The sequence below is a fragment of the Leclercia sp. genome (assembly GCF_036780805.1).
In the GTDB taxonomy this organism is placed as follows: Bacteria; Pseudomonadota; Gammaproteobacteria; order Enterobacterales; family Enterobacteriaceae; genus Enterobacter.
Genome location: NZ_DAIQCE010000002.1, coordinates 342,278 through 365,265 on the forward strand (window position 1 = coordinate 342,278; position 22,988 = coordinate 365,265).

The 22,988-nt window shown below is 56.6% G+C and carries 23 protein-coding genes; 7 read left to right on the top strand and 16 right to left on the bottom strand.

Annotated elements, in window-relative coordinates; all coding sequences use genetic code 11:
- The first annotated feature begins 67 nt into the window (after positions 1-67).
- Positions 68-979, top strand: a complete 912-nt coding sequence (gene rdgC, locus V7Q49_RS10915; protein WP_156263070.1) for a recombination-associated protein RdgC — start codon at positions 68-70, stop codon at positions 977-979.
- Between the two features lie 57 nt (positions 980-1,036).
- Here rdgC and ppnP read toward each other — a convergent pair whose 3' ends face one another.
- From ppnP to V7Q49_RS10940, 5 genes are all read right to left on the bottom strand, one after another.
- On the bottom strand, positions 1,037-1,321 hold the full coding sequence (gene ppnP / locus V7Q49_RS10920) for a pyrimidine/purine nucleoside phosphorylase (RefSeq protein ID WP_106992107.1): 285 nt from the start codon (positions 1,319-1,321) through the stop codon (positions 1,037-1,039).
- 72 nt (positions 1,322-1,393) lie between these two features.
- The gene (locus V7Q49_RS10925) at positions 1,394-2,071 is read right to left on the bottom strand and encodes an AroM family protein (protein WP_333851101.1); all 678 of its coding nucleotides are present in this window, start codon (positions 2,069-2,071) and stop codon (positions 1,394-1,396) included.
- Between the two features lie 244 nt (positions 2,072-2,315).
- Positions 2,316-2,507 carry a protein YaiA gene (gene yaiA, locus V7Q49_RS10930; RefSeq protein WP_333851103.1) on the bottom strand — a complete coding sequence of 64 codons (192 nt, stop codon included), beginning with the start codon at positions 2,505-2,507 and terminating at the stop codon, positions 2,316-2,318.
- A 45-nt stretch (positions 2,508-2,552) separates the two neighbouring features.
- Complete coding sequence (gene aroL, locus V7Q49_RS10935; RefSeq protein ID WP_333851105.1) at positions 2,553-3,077, bottom strand: shikimate kinase AroL; 525 nt, start codon at positions 3,075-3,077, stop codon at positions 2,553-2,555.
- A gap of 273 nt (positions 3,078-3,350) precedes the next feature.
- Positions 3,351-3,809, bottom strand: a complete 459-nt coding sequence (locus tag V7Q49_RS10940; RefSeq protein ID WP_333851107.1) for a YaiI/YqxD family protein — start codon at positions 3,807-3,809, stop codon at positions 3,351-3,353.
- A gap of 85 nt (positions 3,810-3,894) precedes the next feature.
- Here V7Q49_RS10940 and proC point away from each other — a divergent pair, with 85 nt between their 5' ends.
- On the top strand, positions 3,895-4,704 hold the full coding sequence (gene proC, locus V7Q49_RS10945; protein ID WP_333851109.1) for a pyrroline-5-carboxylate reductase: 810 nt from the start codon (positions 3,895-3,897) through the stop codon (positions 4,702-4,704).
- Between the two features lie 14 nt (positions 4,705-4,718).
- Here proC and adrA read toward each other — a convergent pair whose 3' ends face one another.
- The 6 genes from adrA to V7Q49_RS10975 form a co-directional block, all read right to left on the bottom strand.
- On the bottom strand, positions 4,719-5,834 hold the full coding sequence (adrA, locus tag V7Q49_RS10950; protein WP_333851111.1) for a diguanylate cyclase AdrA: 1,116 nt from the start codon (positions 5,832-5,834) through the stop codon (positions 4,719-4,721).
- A gap of 90 nt (positions 5,835-5,924) precedes the next feature.
- Positions 5,925-6,245 (bottom strand): phosphate starvation-inducible protein PsiF, encoded by a 321-nt coding sequence (psiF, locus tag V7Q49_RS10955; RefSeq protein ID WP_333851113.1) that lies wholly within the window; start codon positions 6,243-6,245, stop codon positions 5,925-5,927.
- Positions 6,246-6,337: 92 nt separating this feature from the next.
- The gene (gene phoA / locus V7Q49_RS10960; RefSeq protein ID WP_333851115.1) at positions 6,338-7,756 is read right to left on the bottom strand and encodes an alkaline phosphatase; all 1,419 of its coding nucleotides are present in this window, start codon (positions 7,754-7,756) and stop codon (positions 6,338-6,340) included.
- Positions 7,757-7,855: 99 nt separating this feature from the next.
- The gene (gene iraP / locus V7Q49_RS10965; RefSeq protein ID WP_333851117.1) at positions 7,856-8,116 is read right to left on the bottom strand and encodes an anti-adapter protein IraP; all 261 of its coding nucleotides are present in this window, start codon (positions 8,114-8,116) and stop codon (positions 7,856-7,858) included.
- A 239-nt stretch (positions 8,117-8,355) separates the two neighbouring features.
- Complete coding sequence (locus V7Q49_RS10970; RefSeq protein WP_333851119.1) at positions 8,356-9,579, bottom strand: multidrug efflux MFS transporter; 1,224 nt, start codon at positions 9,577-9,579, stop codon at positions 8,356-8,358.
- 133 nt (positions 9,580-9,712) lie between these two features.
- The gene (locus V7Q49_RS10975) at positions 9,713-10,432 is read right to left on the bottom strand and encodes an extensin-like domain-containing protein (protein WP_333851121.1); all 720 of its coding nucleotides are present in this window, start codon (positions 10,430-10,432) and stop codon (positions 9,713-9,715) included.
- Positions 10,433-10,538: 106 nt separating this feature from the next.
- Between V7Q49_RS10975 and ddlA the strand changes: the two genes are divergently transcribed.
- Positions 10,539-11,639, top strand: a complete 1,101-nt coding sequence (gene ddlA, locus V7Q49_RS10980; protein WP_333851314.1) for a D-alanine--D-alanine ligase — start codon at positions 10,539-10,541, stop codon at positions 11,637-11,639.
- Here ddlA and V7Q49_RS10985 read toward each other — a convergent pair.
- Positions 11,636-11,854 (bottom strand): DUF2754 domain-containing protein, encoded by a 219-nt coding sequence (locus tag V7Q49_RS10985; RefSeq protein WP_333851123.1) that lies wholly within the window; start codon positions 11,852-11,854, stop codon positions 11,636-11,638. The two genes, ddlA and V7Q49_RS10985, sit on opposite strands and share 4 nt — an antisense overlap.
- 247 nt (positions 11,855-12,101) lie before the next feature.
- On the opposite strand from V7Q49_RS10985, the gene V7Q49_RS10990 reads away from it, so the two are divergent.
- Complete coding sequence (locus V7Q49_RS10990) at positions 12,102-12,404, top strand: DUF2755 family protein (protein WP_333851125.1); 303 nt, start codon at positions 12,102-12,104, stop codon at positions 12,402-12,404.
- On the opposite strand, the gene V7Q49_RS10995 is transcribed toward V7Q49_RS10990, so the two are convergent.
- Positions 12,401-13,501 (bottom strand): DUF1615 domain-containing protein, encoded by a 1,101-nt coding sequence (locus tag V7Q49_RS10995; RefSeq protein ID WP_333851127.1) that lies wholly within the window; start codon positions 13,499-13,501, stop codon positions 12,401-12,403. The genes V7Q49_RS10990 and V7Q49_RS10995 overlap by 4 nt on opposite strands.
- A gap of 14 nt (positions 13,502-13,515) precedes the next feature.
- Positions 13,516-14,736 (bottom strand): peptide antibiotic transporter SbmA, encoded by a 1,221-nt coding sequence (gene sbmA, locus V7Q49_RS11000; RefSeq protein WP_333851129.1) that lies wholly within the window; start codon positions 14,734-14,736, stop codon positions 13,516-13,518.
- A 287-nt stretch (positions 14,737-15,023) separates the two neighbouring features.
- On the opposite strand from sbmA, the gene ampH reads away from it, so the two are divergent.
- A complete protein-coding gene (ampH, locus tag V7Q49_RS11005) occupies positions 15,024-16,193 on the top strand; it encodes a D-alanyl-D-alanine-carboxypeptidase/endopeptidase AmpH (protein ID WP_333851132.1) in 1,170 nt (389 codons plus the stop codon).
- Here ampH and V7Q49_RS11010 read toward each other — a convergent pair.
- Positions 16,190-16,816 carry a helix-turn-helix domain-containing protein gene (locus tag V7Q49_RS11010; RefSeq protein ID WP_333851134.1) on the bottom strand — a complete coding sequence of 209 codons (627 nt, stop codon included), beginning with the start codon at positions 16,814-16,816 and terminating at the stop codon, positions 16,190-16,192. The genes ampH and V7Q49_RS11010 overlap by 4 nt on opposite strands.
- Positions 16,817-16,883: 67 nt before the next feature.
- Entirely contained in the window at positions 16,884-19,658 is a 2,775-nt protein-coding gene (locus V7Q49_RS11015) for an autotransporter outer membrane beta-barrel domain-containing protein (protein ID WP_333851136.1), read from the bottom strand.
- A 528-nt stretch (positions 19,659-20,186) separates the two neighbouring features.
- On the opposite strand from V7Q49_RS11015, the gene hemB reads away from it, so the two are divergent.
- Both hemB and V7Q49_RS11025 read left to right on the top strand, forming a co-directional pair.
- On the top strand, positions 20,187-21,161 hold the full coding sequence (gene hemB, locus V7Q49_RS11020; protein ID WP_333851138.1) for a porphobilinogen synthase: 975 nt from the start codon (positions 20,187-20,189) through the stop codon (positions 21,159-21,161).
- Positions 21,162-21,279: 118 nt separating this feature from the next.
- Complete coding sequence (locus V7Q49_RS11025) at positions 21,280-22,968, top strand: lysophospholipid acyltransferase family protein (protein WP_333851140.1); 1,689 nt, start codon at positions 21,280-21,282, stop codon at positions 22,966-22,968.
- Positions 22,969-22,988: the final 20 nt, after the last annotated feature.

Sequence of the window (22,988 nt, forward strand, 5' to 3'; positions counted from 1 at the left end):
AATGCAAGCGATGCGACAATTCGCTATCATGCCCGCTGAATTAAACGACAAGACCGTGGAAATTATCATGCTGTGGTTCAAAAATTTGATGGTTTACCGTCTCAGCCGCGATATCGAGCTGCGCGCCGACGAGATGGAAAAACAGTTAGACCTTTACGCATTTACCCCGTGTGGCAGCCAGGATATGGCGAAAACCGGATGGGTTCCGCCTATGGGATCACAGAGCGATGCGCTGACCCACACCACCAATGGTCAAATCATTATCTGCGCGCGTAAGGAAGAGAAGATCCTGCCGACGCCGGTGGTGAAGCAGGCGCTGGAAGCCAAAATTTTCAAGCTCGAAGCCGAACAGGGCCGTAAGCTGAAAAAAACGGAAAAAGATTCGCTGAAAGATGAAGTTCTGCACTCGTTGCTGCCGCGCGCCTTTAGCCGCTTCAGCCAGACAATGATGTGGATCGACACGGTTAACGGCCTGATTATGGTCGACTGCGCCAGCGCCAAAAAAGCAGAAGATACGCTGGCGTTGCTGCGTAAAAGCCTCGGTTCGCTGCCGGTGGTGCCGCTGACGATGGAAAACCCGATCGAGCTGACTCTCACCGAGTGGGTGCGCGCCAACAACGTCCCGCAGGGCTTCCAGCTGCTGGACGAAGCCGAGCTGAAAGCCATTCTCGAAGACGGCGGCGTGATCCGCGCCAAGAAGCAGGAGCTGGTCAGCGACGAGATCGCGGTACACATCGAAGCCGGCAAGCTGGTGACCAAGCTGGCGCTCGACTGGCAGCAGCGTATTCAGTTCATGATGTGTGACGATGGCTCTATCAAGCGCCTGAAGTTCTCTGATGAGCTGCGCGATCAGAACGACGATATCGACCGGGACGACTATGCCCAGCGTTTTGATGCTGACTTCATTCTGATGACGGGTGAGCTGGCGGCGTTGATTCAGAGCGTAGTGGAAGGATTGGGCGGCGAAGCGCAGCGTTAATGCTTCACGCCAGGCTTTATGCCAGAAACAGGAGCCGGGTTAACCCGGCTCTTTTTTTTACAGATAACGACACAGATAGGATGCAGGTTCAGCCACCTGCAGATGGAATTCGCTGTGGCCTGGTACGTTGAAAACGTCGCCCGGGTTATAGACCTTCCACTCCGTTTCCCCCGGCAATAACACTTTCAGTGAACCGCTGACGACGGTCATCTCTTCAGGCTGCGCGGTACCGAAGGCATACTCCCCTTCCGCCATCACGCCAACACTGGCACGGCCAGTAATGCTGCTGGTAAAACCAATGGACTTCACTTTACCGGAAAAGTATTCATTACTCTGAAGCATGGACTGGTCCTTATTGTCATTGGATGTGAATCCAATATAGGGGTGACACTCCATGGCTGTCACGCAAAATCATCAGACCAGCAATTCCGAGGCCAGCCGGGCGACCAGCACGTTTGACAGCAGCACCGGCACGTCCAGGGATTTTTGCAGCAGGTCGCGGTGGCGCTGATGGAAACCGAGGCAATCGAGCATCAGGACGTCCGCGCCGCGCTCCAGCAGATCGCGCCCGGCGTCAATGAGTTTCGCTTCGCTGTCCCAGAACGGGTTCGCTACGGAAAGGAGCGGCGTTTTCACCAGCCCGCGCCACTTGTGCGACTGGTTCGCCAGCAGTTCAGGCATCGGCACGATCACCCCTACCTGATGGCTGTCGACAATGGATCCCACCAGCGGCGGAATGATCCGCATCGGCTCCAGCAGGATCGCGTTACGGGCAACGAGGCCGGTGATGGGCGCGGTGCTCATCAACAGGATCACCTCATAGTCCCGGTTATCGAGGACTTCGATCACGCCCTGTAGCGCGCGCTCGATCTTTGGCAGCGAGACGTTGCCCAGCTTGCCGTCGCTGAGCAGGGTTGGCAGCAGTGCATCGCCCGGTTCAGGGGCGTAGTCTTCCATGACCTCTTCCCTGCTCAGCGTACCGAGCAGACTGTGATGCGTGATCTGTTGTTCAGAGATATGCTCCGTTAAGAGCGGGAGTACTTCGCTTACCGGGACTACCCCAATGGTGAGGATCGCCAACGTCGCTTTCATTATTGTCGCCTTTCTTTACTACCACTAACGTGACCGTGACACAGAGACAGGCTCGCTTCGCTGTACAGGGCGCCGATCAGGAAAAAGTGCTGAAAAGCGTAGCAGCAGATTGCTGTGCCGGAATGTAAAGATCCGCGAGCCTGACAGGATGTGTCTGTAAAACCTGTACATTACCCTCCGTTGAACGTTAGCGCTTTTTAAATAGTGTGATAAGCGTTCGGTTTTTCCCGGTTTCGGATTTTTATCAGGCCTTATCAGGGTCTTCGTAACGCACCTTGGCGTCCTGCGCTTCCAGCTCCGTTTCGTGCTCGCTAATCAGCGAATCGGGTTTCGGATGGTCGGCACGCAGTTGGTACCAGGTGACAGTCTTGCCCGTCGCACCTTTTTCAACGGCAACGATACGGGCTTCACGCGGATAGGGAGGTCTGGTTGGCATAGTTCATCCTTTTTTTAATGGCTGAACTATCAGTATAGACATCAGTTAGCTGGCGCATGCCAGATGCAGTGCGGTGACGATGTTTTGCACCACCTGGGCCGGCGGCAGCGAAGCATCCACCACGTGATGAGCAGCTTCGCGATAGAGGGCGTCGCGCTCTGCCAGCACTGCGCTCACCTCTTCGCTGATGGGCTTGCCGGTCAGGGTCGGACGTTGGCCCTCTTCCGGGAAGGCTTCTAGACGCTCGACCAGCACCGGCACCGGCGCGCAAAGGTAAATCACCGTGCCCTTTTCGCGCATAAACTGCCGGTTAAACGCCGACAGAATAATGCCGCCACCGGTGGCAATAATGCCGGAACCCGCCGTCACCGCCTCGAGGGTCGCCGTTTCGCGGGCGCGGAAACTCTCCCAGCCTTCCTGCTCAACGATCTCGGCAATGCTTTGACCGGCGTGGGTCTGCAACCAGTGATCGGTATCGACAAATTCGCTCTGGCACAGACGAGCCAGTTCCAGACCGACGGTTGTTTTTCCACAGCCGCGGGGGCCAATTAAAAAAATAGGCTGGGTCATAACCAGGAGTTCCCTTTGAGGCCGCGCACTTGCGGTAAGTAAAGTCGAAAAGCGTGCAATGATACCATTAAACTAGTACATAAGTTAATCGTAAAAATATTATTACACCAGATGTGGTATTAAAATGACATTCCAGTCAACCCCTGATATCTGAGCGGGGATTCTGTAAAGAAATAATGGCACTGAATGGTGCGCTCACCTTACCTGAACCCACCCGCCGTTGACAACCCCGGAACAGGGTAATAGTGGTCGAATCATATTTCACGGAGATGATTAACTCTGGCGACGCTTCACTTCCAGCAGCCATTTGTCGAGTTCGGCGGCAAACTGCTGCCTGTCGCGCTGGGATAAACTGTCCGGCCCGCCGGTCTGGACGCCGCTGGCGCGCAGGGTATCCATAAAATCGCGCATCGTCAGCTTTTCGCGGATGGTGGCCGGGGAGTAACGTTCCCCGCGCGGGTTCAGCGCCGCCGCCCCTTTCTCCAGCACCTCCGCCGCCAGCGGAATATCGGCGGTGATTACCAGGTCGTCGACGCTGCACTGGCGCACGATTTCGTTATCGGCCACGTCAAATCCGGCCGCTACGCGCAGGGTGCGAATAAAGCGCGACGGCGGCACGCGCAGGTTCTGATTCGCCACCAGCGTCATCGGCATTTGCACGCGCTCGGCGGCACGAAACAGGATCTCTTTAATGACATTCGGACACGCATCGGCATCCACCCAAATCGCCATCTTCTCTCTCCGGCTATAATGCTGCGTAATAAAACCTGATAGGGTAAAGTTCAACAATCATAACAAAGTTTAAGAGGGAGACGTGATGGACAAGAAAATCGGTTTTATCGGCTGCGGTAATATGGGCAAAGCCATTCTCGGTGGTCTGATTGCCAGCGGCCAGGTGCTGCCCGGCCAGATTTGGGTCTATACCCCGTCGCCGGACAAGGTTGCCGCCCTGCACGATCAGTACGGGATCAACGCTGCGCAAAGCGCCCAGGAAGTGGCGCAGGTGGCCGATATCGTCTTCGGCGCGGTGAAGCCGAACATGATGGTAAAAGTCCTGAGCGACATCACCTCCAGCCTGAATAAAGATACGCTGGTGGTCTCTATCGCCGCAGGCGTCACCCTCGATCAGCTGGCGCGCGCCCTGGGCCATGACCGTAAAATCGTCCGCGCCATGCCTAACACGCCGTCGCTGGTCAATGCGGGCATGACCTCCATCACCCCTAACGCGCTGGTGACCACGGAAGAGGTGGCCGATGTGGTCAATATTTTCCGCTGCTTCGGGGAAGCCGAAGTGATTGCCGAGGCGATGATCCACCCGGTGGTCGGGGTCAGCGGGTCGGCACCTGCCTACGTGTTTATGTTTATCGAAGCGATGGCCGATGCGGCCGTTCTCGGCGGGATGCCGCGCGCGCAGGCCTATAAATTTGCCGCACAGGCGGTGATGGGCTCAGCCAAAATGGTGCTCGAAACCGGCAAGCACCCGGGCGAGCTGAAAGATATGGTCTGTTCCCCGGGCGGCACCACCATCGAAGCGGTGCGGGTGCTGGAAGAGCGCGGCTTCCGTGCCGCCGTCATTGAAGCCATGAATAAGTGCATGGAAAAATCAGAGCTGCTGAGTAAGTCCTGATCGACTGCCGGACGTCAGGCCGCCACTTCGGTGCGGTTTCGTCCGGCATTTTTCGCTTTGTAGAGCGCGATATCCGCCACTTTAAGCCACTCCTGGTAATGCACCATCGACGTCGTGAGCGGCGCTACGCCGACGCTGATGGATATCTTTACCTGGGGCAATCCCGGCAGATGTAAATCTGCCAGCCGTTCGTGTACCCGCGACATCGCCGCAATGGCGCTTTCCGCCGGGGTACCGCTCATGATCACCGCGAACTCATCCCCGCCAAACCGGCCAACCATATCGCTGGCGCGTAGCGTGAGCTGCAGCTGCCGGGTGACGGCGACAATCGCCTGATCGCCCACGTCGTGGCCCCAGCTGTCGTTAATACTCTTGAAGTGATCGATATCGATCAGCAGAAGCGTGGCGCTGCGGTGGTAGCGGCGGCAGTTTTCATATTCCGTGCGCAGTAAAACTTCCCAGTGGCGACGATTAAATACGCCCGTCATACCGTCCAGGGTACTCATCAGCTCCAGCCGGCGCTTATGTTCCGCCAGACGACTGGTGGTATGGAAGCTCACCCAGGCAAACAGCATTGGGTAAAAAACGATTCCCGGCAGCGCGAGCCAGATCTCCAGCGGCGTGCTGACATAGTCCGGCGTCACGCGCGTGAGTTGCAGGGAGATCAGCGCCGCCAGCCCGGTCATTATCACCCCAGGGCCGTATAGCCTGATGCCGCCCACGCCGATCAGGTTCATGCTTATCACCATAAGCAGCGCCGCGCTGGGCATGGCGTTAAACCCGATCACCCCAATCCAGACCCCGGCCATGATGGCGTCGGCTTTGAGGTTAAACATCTCGCTGTTCCAGGGATTGGTCGAACGCGCGGCTAATTGCCAGGCCAGATGGGGCCAGACAAACGCCCAGCCAACCAGCAGTAACCACCAGACGCCGCTGACCGGTTGCGCCACCAGCACGCTGGCAATCGGGAAAAAGAGGATCGCCAGACCCGCCGCTCGCGGCAAGCGTAACCGACGCGCCAGGCGAATGCCCGAGCGATGAAATTCATCCGCTGAACGCGCCTGACTTATTCCTTCCCGGGCAAAGAGTTTGCTGTAAAAGTTTTCATCATTCATGGTTTTTGGGAACACTCAAAAGCATTTTCCCAAATTATAGAAAGGCTTAGTTTAGGCTAAGTATGATATTTCGGGTGAGCCGCCGCGCTCGCTCACCCGTTTGAACTAGCCGTTTTTCTTCAGACAGGCGCTCATAAACTTACTTCGGTCGTCGCCTTTGAGCGATTGTTGGGTCGCCTGACCGTTGCATTCACGCATCTTCTGTTGCTGCGGATTCAGGCTTTTTTCGGCGGGTTTAGAGGAGGCGTTTTTCAGGCAGTCACTCATATACGTCTTGCGGGAATCGCCCTTCAGCGCCTGGGCGGTCGCCTGTTGATTGCAGGTGGTCATACGTTGCTGCTGCGGGGTAGGCTGTTTATCCTGCGCCCCCGCCGGGGTGAGAGAAAACAGGCCGAGGAGTAACGTAACCAGCAGTGTGATTTTCATAGCACTTTCCTTCTGTGGATGATCACAGTAAGTCTGGTTCGTGCTGGTGAAAAAACCACCCGACAGGATATTTTTCCTGCCGGGCAGTGAGGTTATTGCAGACCTAACGCGGCTTTCATGGTGTAGAACAGATCGGTCTGATCCGTCAGACCCACCACGTTGGCGGCATGCGGACCGTAGGCGGCAATGCGCAGCTGGCTGCCGGTATGCTCCATTGAGTCCCCTTCCGCATTGCCATAGCTCATCGCCATCACGGCACCGTCTTTGGTGGTCAGCGCCTGCGTCAGACCCGGTGCTTTGGTATCCGGCGCGACGATCTGGCTGGAGTGGGCATGATCCGCGGTCACAATCACCAGCGTATTGCCGTCCTGCTTCGCAAACGCCAGCGCCTTCTGCACGGCCTCATCCAGATCGACGGTTTCGCCAATCTGCCCGCACGGGTTCGCGGCATGATCCTGTTTGTCGATCGAGGCGCCCTCTACCTGCAGGAAGAAGCCTTTTTCGTTTTTGCTCAGCAGGGAGATGGCTTTGTCGGTCATCGCCGCTAATGTCGGTACGCTGTCATTACGCTGCGGATTAGGCGTACAGGTGACGGGAGGTTTGTCGAGGTTGCCATGATAGCTGGCTTTCGGCCCTTCCCAGCGCACCGGCATATTGCCTTCGGCAAAGAGTCCCAGCAGGGGCTTATCCTGGCCCGCTTCGGTAATGGCGGCCAGGGATGAGGCATCGCTCACCAGCTGATAGCCCCGCGCCTGGGCCTGCTCGCGCAGGGTTTTGCCCTGCCATTCGCCGGTGGTGGCGGTTTCCGCGAAGGTTTTCGCGCCGCCGCCGAGGGTGACATCGGCGCGGGCGTTCAGCAGCTGTTCGGTAATGGAACCTTTGCCGCCTTTTTCCAGCGCATTGCTGGCGCATTTTTCGCTGGTGACGGTCGGGCCGTAGCATTTACGCGAGGTAACATGGGCGACCAGCGCCGCCGGAGTCGCATCCTGCAGTTCGGCGGTTGAGACGTTGCCGGTAGCCAGCCCCGCCGCTTTCGCCATCTCGAGAATGGTCTGATGATCTTTTTCGTGGATATCCACGCCCAGCGCGCCATTGTAGGTTTTCACGCCGGTGCTCCACGCCGTTGCAGAGGCGGCGGAGTCGGTTACGTAATCGGGCTTACCGGACTTTTTATCCAGCGCATAGTGGGTATATTGCCCGGTCAGCGGCAGGGCATCGATGCCTTTAAAAAAGCCGCCCGCGCCTTCGGCATAATTTCGTGCTGCGGTTATTTCGGAGTCGCCCATCCCGTCGCCAATCAGCAGAATAATATTTTTAGCTGGCTTGTCATTCAGCGATGCGCGTATTGCGGCAGTTTGATCCTCTGTCAGGCGGCGGGCCCCGCCAGGCTGGGTGATATCGCCCTGGGCGGCACGATTATCCACAACCGTGGTCGTCGCCACATTTTCAGCATAAATTGTGGGGGTAACTAACAGCGGAAGTAATGCTATATAAAGTGCGCTCTGTTTCACTTATTTTCTCCATGTAGAAATACATAAAAAAATAAAACAGAGCGACTATAGGCAACCGATGTGACGGTTCTATGACAGACGATTATGTCATATGAACGTTTAGCTGCGCGGGTGCCGTAACAGCTTTTTTACGTATTGTTGCAGCATTTCGCTATCCTCCTCAGACACCGGCGCGTCCGGGCGGGCCTCATCCAGCGCGCCTTCCACGCTATCAATCAGCGCCTGCTGGTCGCTTTGCGCCATTTGTCGTAACAGCGCAGTCACAACAATTTCTAACGCTTCAACCTGGGCCACCAGCTCTTTTGACTCTTCTTCCTTTTGTGCAAGCTTCAGCAACAACTCAGCAATGAGATTTTTCACAGCGCTATTTCCTTATGAGATTTTTTCCGACGTTATCATTATGTCTGAAACTTGCAAAGTAGTTAAAAGTACTATTTTTAGCCAAATAACGCACTTCAGATAAAATAATGTGACGGGCCTCAGGGGAAGATGCGCCTTAAATTAAATTTAAATTCTGTTAGAGCCTTCAAATAAAAGCAGGACTGCTATTTCAAATTAAAGATAAAGTCAGCCCGGCTTAAATATATTATACAGCAGCACTACAAACGCTTAATCGCCCGCGTCCGCGCCTCCTGCTGGCGTCGACGCCGCATGGCCCATGCCAACTGGATAATATTCAGCAAGACCACCACCGCGGTGGCGGCGAATACCCAGCGGAAGCCGGCCATCGCCGAGACCGCCGCCCCCATCAGCGGGCCAGCGACGTTCCCCAGATACATAAACGACTGGTTATATCCGAAGATCCGCCCGGTCACCCGATCGCTGGAGTATTTTATCAGCAGGGTTTGCACCGCGGGCAGCATCGCCCCATCGGCAAAGCCCAGCAGGAATCGCAGCACCCCGAGCTGGAAGGGGGTGGTGACAAAGGACATGGCGAAAAAGAGCACCACCGCCACGATAAGCGTCGCCATCAGAATACGACCGGTGCCGATACGATCCCCCAGCTTGCCCAGACGCGGAGCAGACATCAGCGCTGAGATCCCCGGCACGGCGGCAATCATCCCGCTGAGGAAGGCGATATTGGTGCTCTCTGGCGCCATCGACTGAATAAAGAGCGCGAGGATCGGCCCCACCGAACCGTTGCAGAGCTGGATCACCATGGTGGTGATAAACAGGCTGATCATCAGCCAGGGATAGGGTAGCGAGGCAAATACGGCCTTGCCGCTCAGCCGCTCCGCCTTGCTGGTCGTCGGCCGGGCTCCCTCTTTAATCAGAAACAGCGTCACCAGAAAGCTGATCACCAGCAGAACGGCGGTGATGAGGAATACCGCGCGCAGGCCCACGTGGTCTGCCAGAAAGCCCCCCATCAGCGGGCCGCCAATCACGCCGCTGATCTGCGCCGTCGACAGGGTACTGATGGCCCAGCCGCTGCGCTCCCGGGGCACCTGCGAGGCCACCAGCGCCATGGCGTTCGGAATATAGCCGGAGGTCAGCCCCATCAGCGCGCGCAGCAGAAACAGCTGCCAGACGTTGGTGGCAAAGGCCTGGAGCAGGATTGCAATCGCCATCCCCAGCGAGGCGCGCAGCAGCATCAGCTTGCGCCCTTTGCGGTCGGCAAGGCTGCCCCACATAGGTGAGACGATAGCCGAGACCAGAAAGGTGACGCTGAAGGTCAGGCCCGACCACATCGACAGCGCCTCGTGGGACGAGACGCTAAGCTGGGACACGTACAGCGGCAAAAAGGGTAAAATCTGGCTGATGGCAAGACCGGTGAAAAAACAACCGAACCAGACCGAAATGAGGTTAACTTTCCAGGATTCCATAGGCAGACAGGGTCTTCGTTTTGCGTGAATTCGCTATCAGATTAGCAAGTTAGGCTGCGCCGAAAGTTATCAGAGATGCGCCTGCCGCGACTTCGGTGTTTTATCTTCCCAGTCATCATATTTGTGAAACATGTCACATACTTTCGCCTTTTGTCTGGTGATTTATGCTTTGCGGGCAGTAACCAAAACCCCGCATTCCCAGATGAAAATGGTTGGCGTGGGCGGCGTTGTAATCCGGGCCGAGAGCATTACCGAAGTAGCCGCAGCTGGCCCCCAGCAGCGCACGCAGCCAGGGTCCGGTGGCCGCATTTTTCCAGCCGCGCAGAACCGAGATCCGCTGCCCGTTCTCCAGGGTAAAACCGCTGATATCCAGCGCCTCGGCGGTGGCATGTTCGCTGCGCCGGGCATTGGGGCGATGGTAGATATTCCGGCAGGCAAAGCTGCCGAGATGGTCAATGCCCGACAGGCTGCTGCCCATCATGGTTTGGGTCAGGGGCCGGGCCTGCTGGTTGACGAACAGCGCCGAGCTGAGCGCCAGCGGGCAGCTGGCGAGAAAGCTGCTGCTGAGGCTGACGCGGCCAAAACTCCGCACCCGCACCACATCACTCAGCGGACACTCTCCCGTGCTGTCGGCTACCGTCTGGGTGCGGATCAGCTGCCGTGCATTGGCCTGTGCCAGCAGGGTTTCACAATGCTCCGGGGTCAGGCGCCTGAGCTTAAACTGGGTCAGAGTGCCGGGAGGATCGTCGAGGGAGAGTGGCGCAAAGGGGTTATAATACGACGGCAGCCAGCGGTAGCCCGCGATGGCCGCAGCAACGATAGCAAGACAGATAATCAGGCTTTTCCCTTTCACTCACCCTCCTGAAACAATGTGCCAAAACATTATGGCAGAAGGCGGCGAATCCCGCCGGGCATCGTGATATGGTAAGCGTTTTGAGTCAGAGTGGATGAGCGAAGTGATGGCGAAGTTGCGGGTAGGTATTGTCTTTGGGGGAAAATCAGCCGAGCACGAAGTGTCGCTGCAATCGGCCAAAAATATCGTTAACGCGATTGATAAGAGCCGCTTTGAGGTGGTGCTGCTAGGGATTGATAAACAGGGGCAGTGGCACATTAACGACGAGCAGGGCTATCTGCTCAACGCTGACGATCCGGCGCACATTGCGCTGAATCCGTCCGAGATTAGCGTTGCCGCCGTGCCGGGCGTGATGCAGGGCCAGCTGATCAATGCCAGCACCGGGCAGACGCTTTCAAACCTCGACGTCATTTTCCCGATAGTCCACGGCACGCTGGGCGAAGACGGCTCCCTGCAGGGAATGCTGCGGATGGCCAACCTGCCGTTCGTCGGCTCCGACGTGCTCGGTTCCGCCGCCTGCATGGATAAAGACGTTACCAAGCGCCTGCTGCGCGATGCCGGACTGAACGTGGCGCCTTTTGTCACGCTGACCCGCGCCAACCGCGACCAGCACAGCTTTGCCGATCTCAGCGCCCGCTTTGGCCTGCCGCTGTTCGTCAAACCGGCGAACCAGGGCTCCTCCGTCGGCGTCAGCAAAGTAAACAGTGAAGCCCAGTTCAGCGACGCGGTGCGTCTGGCCTTTACCTTCGATCACAAAGTGGTGGTGGAACAGGGCATTAAAGGCCGTGAGATTGAGTGTGCGGTGCTGGGGAATGATTTCCCGCAGGCCAGCACCTGTGGCGAAGTGGTGCTGAACAGCGAATTCTACTCTTACGACACCAAATACATCGACGACCAGGGCGCGCAGGTGGTGGTACCCGCCGTGCTGGATGCTGAGGTTTACGACGCGATCCGCGCCATTGCCATCGAGGCGTATCAGGCGCTGGGCTGTCGCGGCATGGCGCGTGTCGATGTCTTCTTAACGGCGGATAACCGCGTCGTGATCAATGAAATCAACACCCTGCCCGGCTTCACCAACATCAGCATGTATCCGAAACTGTGGCAGGCCAGCGGCCTCAGCTACCCGGATCTGATTACCCGCCTGATTGAGCTGGCGCTGGAGCGACATGCCGCTGACAGCGCGCTGCAAATTTCCGTTAACGGTTAATCCGCGTTCTCTGCCGTCGTCTCTTCCGGGCGACGGCGAATGATAAATCCGGCCAGCCAGAAACTGATCGCCCAGGTCACCAGCCCTACCGCATAGGTTTGCCAGCCCTTCGCTTCGAACCCCAGCAGCCCCACTACCCCGTTCAGAATAAAGATCAGCCCAATAGCAAAGGCATAGAAATGCCAGTCACGGCGAATTTTGGCAGGCAGTTTCATGGTCGCTCCAGATGAAAAAATCTATCCTCGCACAGATTTGTCGCCAGGTCTGCGGCGCATGCGGAAAATCTGAAATGAGAGTAAATTTCACTTAAGTAAAAAATCTGTGATGTGCGGCAAAAATCGCACATCCAGGAGGATTCCCCAGGCCAAATTACCATCATTCCGATATTGACATCTGCCATGAACTGTCAAACTCAGCGTGTACAACAGGCATATAGCCAGACAGAACATTCCGGAGGTAGTTATGGCAGACTTTACTATGTCGAAGCCGATTTTTAGCACCAGACAACCTAAGACCTCCACGGCAGGAAATATCGCATACGCTCTGTTTGTGCTGTTCTGCTTCTGGGCAGGCTCACAGCTTCTGAACATCCTTGTGCATGCGCCTGGCGTGTATGAACACCTGATGCAGGTCGAAGACACTGGCCGTCCACGCGTGGAAATTGGGTTCGGCGTCGGCACCGTGTTCGGGCTGATCCCCTTCCTGGCCGGTCTGGTGGTCCTGGGCGCCGTTGCCCTGGTGGTGCGCTGGCGCCGTTATCGTTAATTCAGCGCCATACACTTCGCCCGGCGGTCATCGACGCGCTGGGCAAACCAGGCGGTCGTCAGATTACGGGTGATTTTCGGGCTCTCAAGCTGGATCCCCGGCAGCATCGCCTTCGGTAATGTCTTACCGCTCTTCTGCTCCGCCAGTTTATACACCTGCTGATAAAGCTCGGTTTTCTCAAACGCCAGGCTGTCGCCCTTCGCCAGCTGCTGATGAATCTCACTGTCGCTCAACCCCAGCTTGCCTTTCAGCTTACGCACCGCCAGCTCGGTCTTCCCTGCCTCGCTACTGCCGTAGGCAATCAGATCCCCGTCCAGAGCCAGCTTCACCCCGCTGGCGCGGCTGACGGCACTCTGGAATGCGGCATTGCGGCTGGCGTACCAGCCCGCGTTGAAGTCAGCAAAGCGGTAGAGCGGCACATCGTAGCTGGCGGGATAGTTCAGCAGATGGTAAGTGCCGAACCACAGGCCGCCGCGCAGGGAGAAGACCTCCTGGCGCACCGTATTCTCGATTTTCCATGGATAGCCGTCGGTATGCTTTTCCGCGAAGGCGATACTGACCTGCATCGGCCCGCCGGTATGCACCGGGTTCAGGGAGCCAAACAGGGTCTGCCCCATCGGCACCGTGCTGATCATATCGTCGAAGATGGCGCTCAGCTGCTTCTCGGTTTTCACCGTATCCAGCCGCTCGCTATAACTTTTCCCGTTCGGCGAGGTGATTTTCAGCGCGGTGTGAACCAGAAACGCCGGAACGTGCAGCTTTTCCGCCCGGCGGTCGATCTCTTTCCAGGCGATCTTGTTCAGCCCCGGCACCGCCGGATCGGACTGATACATCGACTCCTGCTGCGCCACCGCCAGCACCGAGCAGATATTCTCCTCGGTGGGGGCGATCTTCTGGCTCTCAAAGGTTTTTGCCAGCGCCGAGGCCCACTGGTCCCGGTCTTTCACCGTGGCGGGCATTTTTTGCCGCACGACACTGGCCACATCGACGGGTTTTTCACCCTTTTTCAGCGGTGCCGCCCCCTTCTCCGCACACCCGGCTAACACCAGGGCGGCAAGCAGCGAAAACGGTAACGCACGCGGTACGGTAAAAGACATCACGACTCCCTGTATTAGCTCAACGTATGGGTCACTTCCTGTAGCTCCTGGCCATCCAGCTCACGTTCGAAACTGCGTAAACGTTTATAGATGGACATCAGCTCCACCAGCGTGGTCCATGAACTGATCAGATACTGGAACGAACCCCGTACCTGACCAAACACGTTGGTGATTTGCGTCATCAGACCCAGGGTGATAGTACCGGCCACAATCGACGGGAACAGCAGGAACAAGCCGAAAACGTTATCCACCTGCAGATAAAGGATGCGGGCGATGTTGAAATACATGTAGTGGAAATAGAGGCGGAAATAGTTGCGACGCACCGCGCCGAACAGCTCGCGTACCGTCGGCGGCGAGGCGCGGCTGGCATCGTCTTCGCCGTACACCAGCTCTTTACGGTAGGCTGCCTCAACGCGCTGGTTTTTAAACTCCAGCCCCGGCAGTTTGATCCCCACCACCGCCAGCAGGCCGGTGCCTATCAGCGACCAGACAATCGCGGCGATCACCAGACCGTACGGCAGATGGCCGACGATTGGCAGATCCGGCACGTGGGCCGACAGCGTCACCAGTACCGGCAGGAAGGCGATCAGGGTCATTATCGCGTTGATAAAGCTGACCCCCATGTCCTCCAGGGTAGTGGCAAAACGCATGGTGTCTTCCTGCACACGCTGGGCGGCACCTTCGATATGACGCAGCTGCTGCCAGTGGGCCATATAGTATTCGTTCATCGCGGTACGCCAGCGGAACACGTAGTGGCTGACAAAGAAGTTATTCATCACGCCAATAATAACGGCGATCAGCGCGATGCCGAGGAACACGCCGACTTCGTGATAAAACTGATTAATGGTGACTTTATGCGGCGCGCTGAGGGCGGTCTGGATCAGGTCATAGAATGGGGCATACCAGGCGTTGACCGCCACACCGACCTCCACCAAAAACCAGGTGACGAATATAATCAGCGAGGTGCCGAGAATCGACCAGTACTGCCAGCGGTGCGGCGAGTAGATAAACCAGAACAGGGCAAATACCCCGACGCAGAACGCGTAATAAGCATAAAAGAGCAGATAGCCCCGCGACCAGAAACGCGCCGCGCTGATGGGCACATCGCCTGTGGCACCGATCAGGCGCGCAAACCCGTCTCCGCCCCCGGCCTGCCAGAAAATGACAGCGATCAGAGCCCAAATAAAGGCCGAAAGGAAAAAGGGTCCCGGTTTGGGGAAAAACGACTTAAACATAACGCTTCCTTCTTGTAGTTATCGCTACTGCTGTGGACGACGGATTATCAGACCTGTCGGCCTGGTTTTAGTTCGCCGTCAACCGCCACCTGCGCGGAAATGTGAATGAATCTGACGGGTATCATAAGCGCAATGTCACAAAACATGAGATCGGTAATAATGAAATTGTTTGTATTTACCCATGGTTACGTTTTTCACGCTATCGTTATGCTGTTCAACCCTTTGCAATACGCCGTTTAGTAGTATAAATACGCATACTTTTTTCATTCACTTCATGGATGCTTTCGTTGAAACGTAGTCTGTTACTCTCCGCCGCGCTGTATGCGGCCAGCCTCACCTGCGTGCAGGCTGCCCCTGCCCAGCCGATTGCCGATCCAGCCTTCGCTTCGGATGTGGTCGATCGCTATGCGAATCATATTTTTTACGGCAGCGGCGCAACGGGGATGGCCCTGGTGGCGATTGACGGCAACCAGCGCGTATTTCGTAGCTTTGGCGAAACACGTCCGGGTAACAATATCCACCCACAGCTGGATTCGGTGATTCGCATTGCCTCCCTGACCAAATTAATGACCAGTGAGATGCTGGTGAAGCTGCTCGACCAGGGCGTGGTGAAACTGAACGATCCGTTAAGCAAATACGCCCCACCGGGAGCCCGGGTGCCAACTTACCAGGGCGCGCCGATTACGCTTGTTAACCTTGCTACCCACACCAGCGCCCTGCCGCGCGAACAGCCGGGCGGCGCCGCGCATCGTCCGGTGTTTGTCTGGCCAACCCGGGATCAACGCTGGAGCTGGTTATCAACGGCGACCCTGAAAGCCGCTCCGGGTTCGCAGGCCGCCTACTCAAACCTGGCGTTTGACCTGCTGGCGGATGCGCTTGGCAACGCAGCGGGCAAACCCTATGCCCAGCTGTTCGACGAGCAAATCGCCCGTCCGCTGGGGATGAAAGACACCACCTTTACCCCCTCCCCCGATCAGTGCAAGCGTCTGATGGTGGCGGAGAAAGGGGCCAGCCCGTGTAACAACACGCTGGCGGCAGTGGGTAGCGGCGGGGTTTACTCCACCCCGGGCGACATGATGCGCTGGATGCAGCAGTTCCTTACTTCTGACTTCTATGCGCGCAGCAATCAGGCGGACAGAATGCAGACGCTGATTTATCAGCGCAGCCAGTTAACGCGGGTGATTGGCATGGATGTGCCGGGCCGCGCGGATGCGCTGGGCCTCGGCTGGGTTTATCTGGCCCCCAAAAACGGGCGTCCGGGCATTATTCAGAAAACCGGTGGCGGCGGCGGATTCATCACCTATATGGCGATGATCCCGCAGTCTAACGTGGGGGTATTCGTGGTGGTGACGCGCTCGCCGCTCACGCGTTTCGTCAATATGAGCGACGGCGTCAACCAGCTGGTGGTAGAACTGAGCGAGAATAAACCCCAGGCCATCCCCGCCTCCTTAGACTAATATTCAGCGGGCAAACGGTTGACGCTAACCAGTTTGCCCCTTTCCATCGTGATGTAGTTCCCCTGCCGTAACGCCGCCAGCACCTCTGCCACCACCGAACGCGAAATCCGCGTACGACGCTGAATATAGCTCATCACCCCCACCCGCGAGCGTAACGCCTCATCCCACTGGGCCATATCCAGCAGCGTGGCGCGGATCTGGCTGTAGGAGTTATTGCCCACCAGTTGCTTATCGCGGAGCTCCATCACCCGATGGTGCCAGGAGAGCCAGCAGAATGCATCAGACCATAAATCGGCCTGTTGGATCAGATGGCGGGCAGAGGCGGCGGGAAGATAGAACCCGATGCAGGAGGATTGTGTTACCAGCAGGTATTCAGTGCTGCAGCCCATCATGCCGGCGTTAATACCAAAGATGTAGGGTGCGGCGACAATCTCGACCAGCAAATCATCCTGCTGCCGGTGAATACTGAGCGATCCTGACTGCAGTACGACCGTGCAGTGATTTTCTTGTGTGTGCTCCCCGAACACCGGAAGCTGGGCAGGCAGTTTGAACGGCGTGCTGTGCGAAGAGAAGCACTTTTCGAGCCGGGAGAATTCAGAAATGGGTTTTGCATACCGGTTCATGCAGATCTCAAGTCATCTTTAACTGACGCTAAAAAGCGGGGAGGCATGCCCCCCCGCATCAGGCGTGTTACCAGGTGTATTTCACACCGAGGTTAGCACCCCAGTTTTGATCAACATCACCACCACCGAGGTAGGTAGCATCAGTGTAAGCACTGAAGTTTTTGGTGAAGCTGAACTGTGTACCCAGTCCCACGCGTACCGCGGAACCTTTCACACCGTTATCGATATTGTCGCCGTTGACGCTGGCATCTTCACTGGCATCGTCGTAGACGTAGGCCAGTTTGAAGAACGGCGTCAGCGCCTGATCGTCACCGTAACCGAAGGTGTATCCCGCGTCGAAACCGGCTTCATAACGCATGCTGTCGTAAGACTGGCTGCCTAAACGCAGATCGTTGCTCAGACGGTAATCGTCGCCAGACTGGAACAGGCCGGAGATCGCGGCATACGGCGTGAGATAACCGGCATCGTTCGGTTTCCAGTCGTAGCCCAGTTTCAGCCCAAAGCCCCAGGCGTCGGTCGTGGTGTTGCCATCGACGTACTTGCCATTGCTCATGTTGGCAGAGAGATCGTTATTGAAGCGTGAGTAACTCAGGGAGCTGTCGATAAAGATATCATTAGCAAAGCGCGCCGCGGTGTACACCATTGCGGTCTGGCTATCCTGATCCACTTGTCCGCTACGATCGCTCATATCACCTTTGGCAAAGCCCGCCGCCGCACCGACGATCCAGTCAGCGTTGTTGCCATCAACATAGGTATCGAGACCCACCATGATGCCGCTGACGTCCTGATCGTAATGGATGGTGCCGTTATCGCCGTCGAAGTTGCCGCCGAAGACGTTCACCCATGCGCCACCGTTGTCCTTCAGGCCGTGACGGCTGTTGGTCAGACGGTTAGCCAGTGCATCCTGCTGCAGATGCCAGATATTGGTGTTGGCAGACGGAATGCTCAGCGCCATGTTGGCGTAATCGGTCAGGCGCTTCTGATGCAGCACCACGGTGTCGCCCTGCTGCTTAGCCTGGTAAGTGTAAGCCCCGAGATCTGCTTTGTTGGCTGCGGTGAAGCTGGCCTGCGTATCCGCGTTGTTATCGTAAATGCGGATGATCTCTTTGTTTTTATAGTCGGCAACGGAACCGGCACCGGTCGCGTTATCCAGACGGACTTTATAGTTACCTGACACTTCACCGTTCACCGCCAGGTGACCATCCGAGTTCAGGGCAATCGTCCCGTAGTCGTACTCTGCCTGGTGGGTATCATTGGTGACGTAGCGGGCGTTGTTCAGGTCGGAATTGAACACGTAATCGCGGCTGGCCACGTTCAGTACACCGCCGTCGGTCAGCACCATTTTGTGGGTATCCACCTGGCCCAGACCCAGCGCCAGTTCTGCACGGTTATCCACGGTAATGGTATTGGCGTACAGCTCTGCGGTCTCCTGAGTCAGGGTTGCAAGGCTGGCGCTATCGAGGTACAGGCTGTCGGTCGCCACTTCACCGGAATCACCAATGTTCAGTGATGAGCTATTGCTCAGGGTGATGCTGTCAGCCAGCAGACCAGAGCTCTCCACGTTCACCTGCGAACGGTTGTTAACGGTCAGCGTATCGATATTGGATTGCTTGCGGGTATCCCACTCAGAACCGTTATCCAGCGTGACGTTGAACAGGCCGCTCTGATACACCTGGTTGCCGACCAGATGACCATTGCTGTTAAAGGTGGACTCTGGCCAGATGCTGTTTGGTGAAAGCGTACGCCAGTCGACGCTGCTGTAGCCGAGGCCATACATCTGCGACGGGGTGATCATCTCCACATTGGACACCGCCGCACCGACCCACTTGCTACCATTGGTCAGGGTCAGATCCAGTTTGTCAGTACCATCCCAGCCGTTAGTGGTCGGGTTATACACGCCATCGCTAGTGGTATCGGTAGCAGGATCGCCATTAGGATAGAAGTTGTTATCGAAGGTACTGGTGAACAGCACATCGCCGGTCAGCGTGGAGTGGTCGAAGCTGGCGGTGGTTTGCATGGCGTTATCTGCGCTGCTGGCGCTAACAATCAGCGCCGCATCGTCAGAAGCAGTGGCGGTATTCTCGCCGTAGTCGCTTGGTTTTGCCGACTGGCCATAGAAGCCGCTGGTGCCCAGATCGCTATAGGCGCCGGAGGTAACGACCGAGTCTTTCACCTGCAGGGTGTTGGTAAAGACGTGGCTGTTGTCTTCGATGCCGGTAACAGAATCATACGGTGTATTGTCCACCTGGTGATAACCCTGCGTCAGAGTAATGCCGGCGACACGGGAGTTGTTCTGAATAACGATGTCAGATTCCACGTCCAGGGTGATGGCATTGCCCAGCGCGTAGGTGTCCCAGTATTGGGTCGTGGTGGTGCTACCGTTAACCACGTCGTAAGCGTAGTGCTCGTAGGTATCGTTGATAGTGGAGTTGTCTACCGTCAGCGCAAAACGATCGTACTGCTGGTGCGTCGTGCCATCGGTATTCAGGCCGCCAGCACAATCACTGGTCATGCACTGAGAGGTGATCATGCCGTTGACGGTGCTGTTGGAGATAGACAGAGAATTGGCGTAACCCCCAGCGCCATCATCAAGGTGATAGGTTGAGATGACACCGTTCACCGTTGACTTGTTGATGACAGGATAGATATCGCCATCGTGCGTCGCACTGGAGTAATTCCAGTCGGTGTAGCCATTATACAAGGCCGAGGTAGCGGTATTATCGTAACCAAAGGTGTTATAAGTCGTGCCAGAAATATCTTTTGCATTGGCCTGAGAAGCGATAGCCAGCGTGCAGGCTAATGCAAGTTGAGATACAACAAATTTCTTTTTCCATGTTTGCATTGAGTCATCCCTCCTCAGGGACGTAAGCAAGTTTGTCCGTTTAATTCAGTGCAAATATATTGCGAGACGAATTATGCAGCCTCGAAAGAAAAAGGTTCAAACAATCTATCCGTTAAGTCCGAAAACAGACAAAATAACAAAATAAGTTTTTAACCGTCGCAAATTAATAATAAAAACCAGTAATTACATAACTTTAATCTTAATCGAAAGAAAAATAACAACAGACGAAGGATAACTTTAATATATCAATTAAAAGCCAATAAGAGATCGTGCAAATAACCAAAAGGGCGGGTCCCGATAGAATGATCTTTATAACCCGAAAATTACCGGAAACAGATTTACAGAAAATGGGAAATTAATTTATGACGACTGCGTGTAAAGTTATTTACAGGAAAAAATAAGCCGCATAATGAATAACAAGCGTAACGCAGCCCCGCATTCTGCCGCCTAAACGACAACTTTAGTAAAACAGGCGATGGGCATTTCGGGTACACTGGCCCTCTTTGATTCACATTCGTCAGGCATATCATGAACGATTTAATTGCTCGTCCCCGTCGTCTGCGCAAATCCCCTGCTCTGCGCGCGCTTTTTGAAGAGACAACACTGACCTTAAACGATCTGGTGTTGCCGATTTTTGTTGAAGAAGAGATCGATGACTACAAAGCCATCGACGCCATGCCGGGCGTGATGCGCATCCCTGAGAAACACCTGGCGCGCGAAATTGAGCGTATCGCCAACGCCGGCATCCGGTCGATCATGACCTTCGGTATCTCCCACCACACCGACGCCACCGGTAGCGATGCCTGGAAAGAGGACGGTCTGGTGGCGCGTATGTCGCGCATCGCTAAAGAGACCGTGCCAGAGATGATCGTCATGTCCGACACCTGCTTCTGCGAATACACCTCCCACGGCCACTGCGGCGTGCTGCGCGATCATGGCGTGGATAACGACGCCACCCTGCTTAACCTCGGCAAACAGGCCGTGGTGGCCGCCGCCGCAGGCGCTGACTTTATCGCCCCGTCTGCCGCAATGGACGGCCAGGTGCAGGCCATTCGCCAGGCGCTGGACGCCGCGGGCTTCACCGATACCGCGATCATGTCCTACTCCACCAAATTCGCCTCCTCCTTCTACGGTCCGTTCCGTGAAGCGGCGGGCACCGCACTGAAAGGCGATCGCAAAACCTACCAGATGAACCCGCTGAACCGCCGTGAAGCCATCCGTGAATCCCTGCTGGATGAAGCCCAGGGCGCAGACTGCCTGATGGTAAAACCGGCTGGCGCGTATCTTGATATCCTGCGCGATATCCGCGAGCGCACCGAACTCCCGCTGGGTGCCTATCAGGTGAGCGGTGAGTACGCGATGATCAAATTCGCCGCTCAGGCGGGGGCGATCGACGAAGAGAAAGTGATCCTCGAAAGCCTGGGCGCGATCAAACGCGCGGGCGCGGATCTGATCTTCAGCTACTTCGCGCTGGATCTGGCCGAGAAGAAAATTCTGCGTTAATCCCTAGTGCCGGGTGGCGGCTTCGCCTGACCCGGCCTACATACAAGCTTCACTCCGCTGCAATACAACCGACATCTGGCGCTTCTACTGTCTGACCAGGACAGCAGGAGGTGCCACCATGTTTAGTCTCGACAGCGTTCTCGATGACCTTTGGCCGCAGGCGAGGCCTGCCCCCTGGCAAAAAAGGCTGTTAAAGAAGTTATTTCACGAAGAGGAGTTCCGGCAGTTTGCCGCCGACCACCGCCACCTGAAAGGGCTGGATATGGTGGAACAAGTTCTGGAACATCTCGATATCCTCTGCACCATTCCGGCTCACGACCTCGAACAAATTCCCGCTCACGGCCCGCTGATTGTTATTGCTAACCACCCCACAGGTACGCTGGACGGACTGGCGCTGCTGTATGCCGTCTCCCGCGTGCGCCGGGATGTGAAGGTGGTGACCAACCGCATGCTGACGCATCTGGAACCGCTGAGTTCGCTGTTTATCCCCGTGGACAACATGGGCGGACGGACGGCGAAATCGTCACTCACCCTGATGGAGCAGCACCTGCAACATGCCGGGGTGCTGATTTTCTTCCCGGCGGGGGAAGTCTCCCGCCCGACGCGCACCGGGATCCGCGATAAAAAGTGGCAGCCTGGCTTTATCAAGCTGGCGGGCAAATTCCGCGCGCCGCTGCTGCCGGTGAATATCCACGCCCGTAACAGCCTGTTGTTCTATGCCAGTACCCTGCTCTCTCCGAACCTGGCGATGCTGCTGCTGATGCAGCAGATGTTTCGCCGCCGCCACAGCCGTCTGCCGGTGAAAATCGGTCAGCAGATCGGCTGGAACCACTGGTTCAACCCCACGCTCTCCGCCAGGGAGATAGCCGAACAGTGCCGCCAGCACGTGCTGCGACTCGGCAAGGGGCTGTCGGGGGTGTTCAAAACCGAATCCGCCATTGCCCGTGCGGAAGACCGGGCGACGCTGAAGCGCGAGCTGGCACAGGCCGAGTGTCTGGGCACCACCGCCGATGGCAAAACCATCTATCTGTGGCAGCGCAACGGCCAGGAAGAGGCACCGATCCTGCGCGAGCTGGGCCGCCTGCGGGAGTTCGCCTTTCGCGCGGTGGGCGAAGGCAGCGGCAAGCGCCGCGACACCGACAGCTTTGATGATGACTATCTGCACCTGATTTTATGGGATGAGGAAGATCTGGAGATCGTCGGTGCCTACCGCTTTATCCCGACGGCGATGCGGGAGCCGGAGGCGCTCTACAGCTACAGCCTGTTCCATTACGACGACAAAATGCAGGACATCCTAGAGCACGGCATTGAACTGGGGCGCAGCTTTATTCAGCCGCGCTACTGGGGACGACGCGGGCTGGACTATCTATGGTTGGGGATTGGTGCCTATCTGGCGCGCTATCCGCACTATCGCTATATGTTTGGGCCGGTCTCTATCTCCGGCGGATTACCGCCTGCGGCGCGGGATCTGCTGGTGGCCTTCTACCGGCTGTGGTTCCCGGCCACCCATCCGCTGGCCGCCTCGCGACGCCCTTATCCCGCCTCGTTACCCGAGGTGCTGGCGCAGTTTGGTGGAGAGGATTATGTGGAGGATTTGACCCGGCTGAAATCGCTGCTCGGCAATCTGGGATGCGGCATCCCGCCGCTGTACAAACAGTATTCCGAGCTGTGCGAGCCCGGCGGCGTACAGTTTATTGATTTTGGCAGCGACCCGGCGTTCAACAACTGCGTGGATGGGCTGGTGCTGGTGGATTTGTGTTATCTGAAGGCGAACCGCTATCAGCGGTATATCGAGGCGCATCTGTAACGCCCGGTGGCGCTACGCTT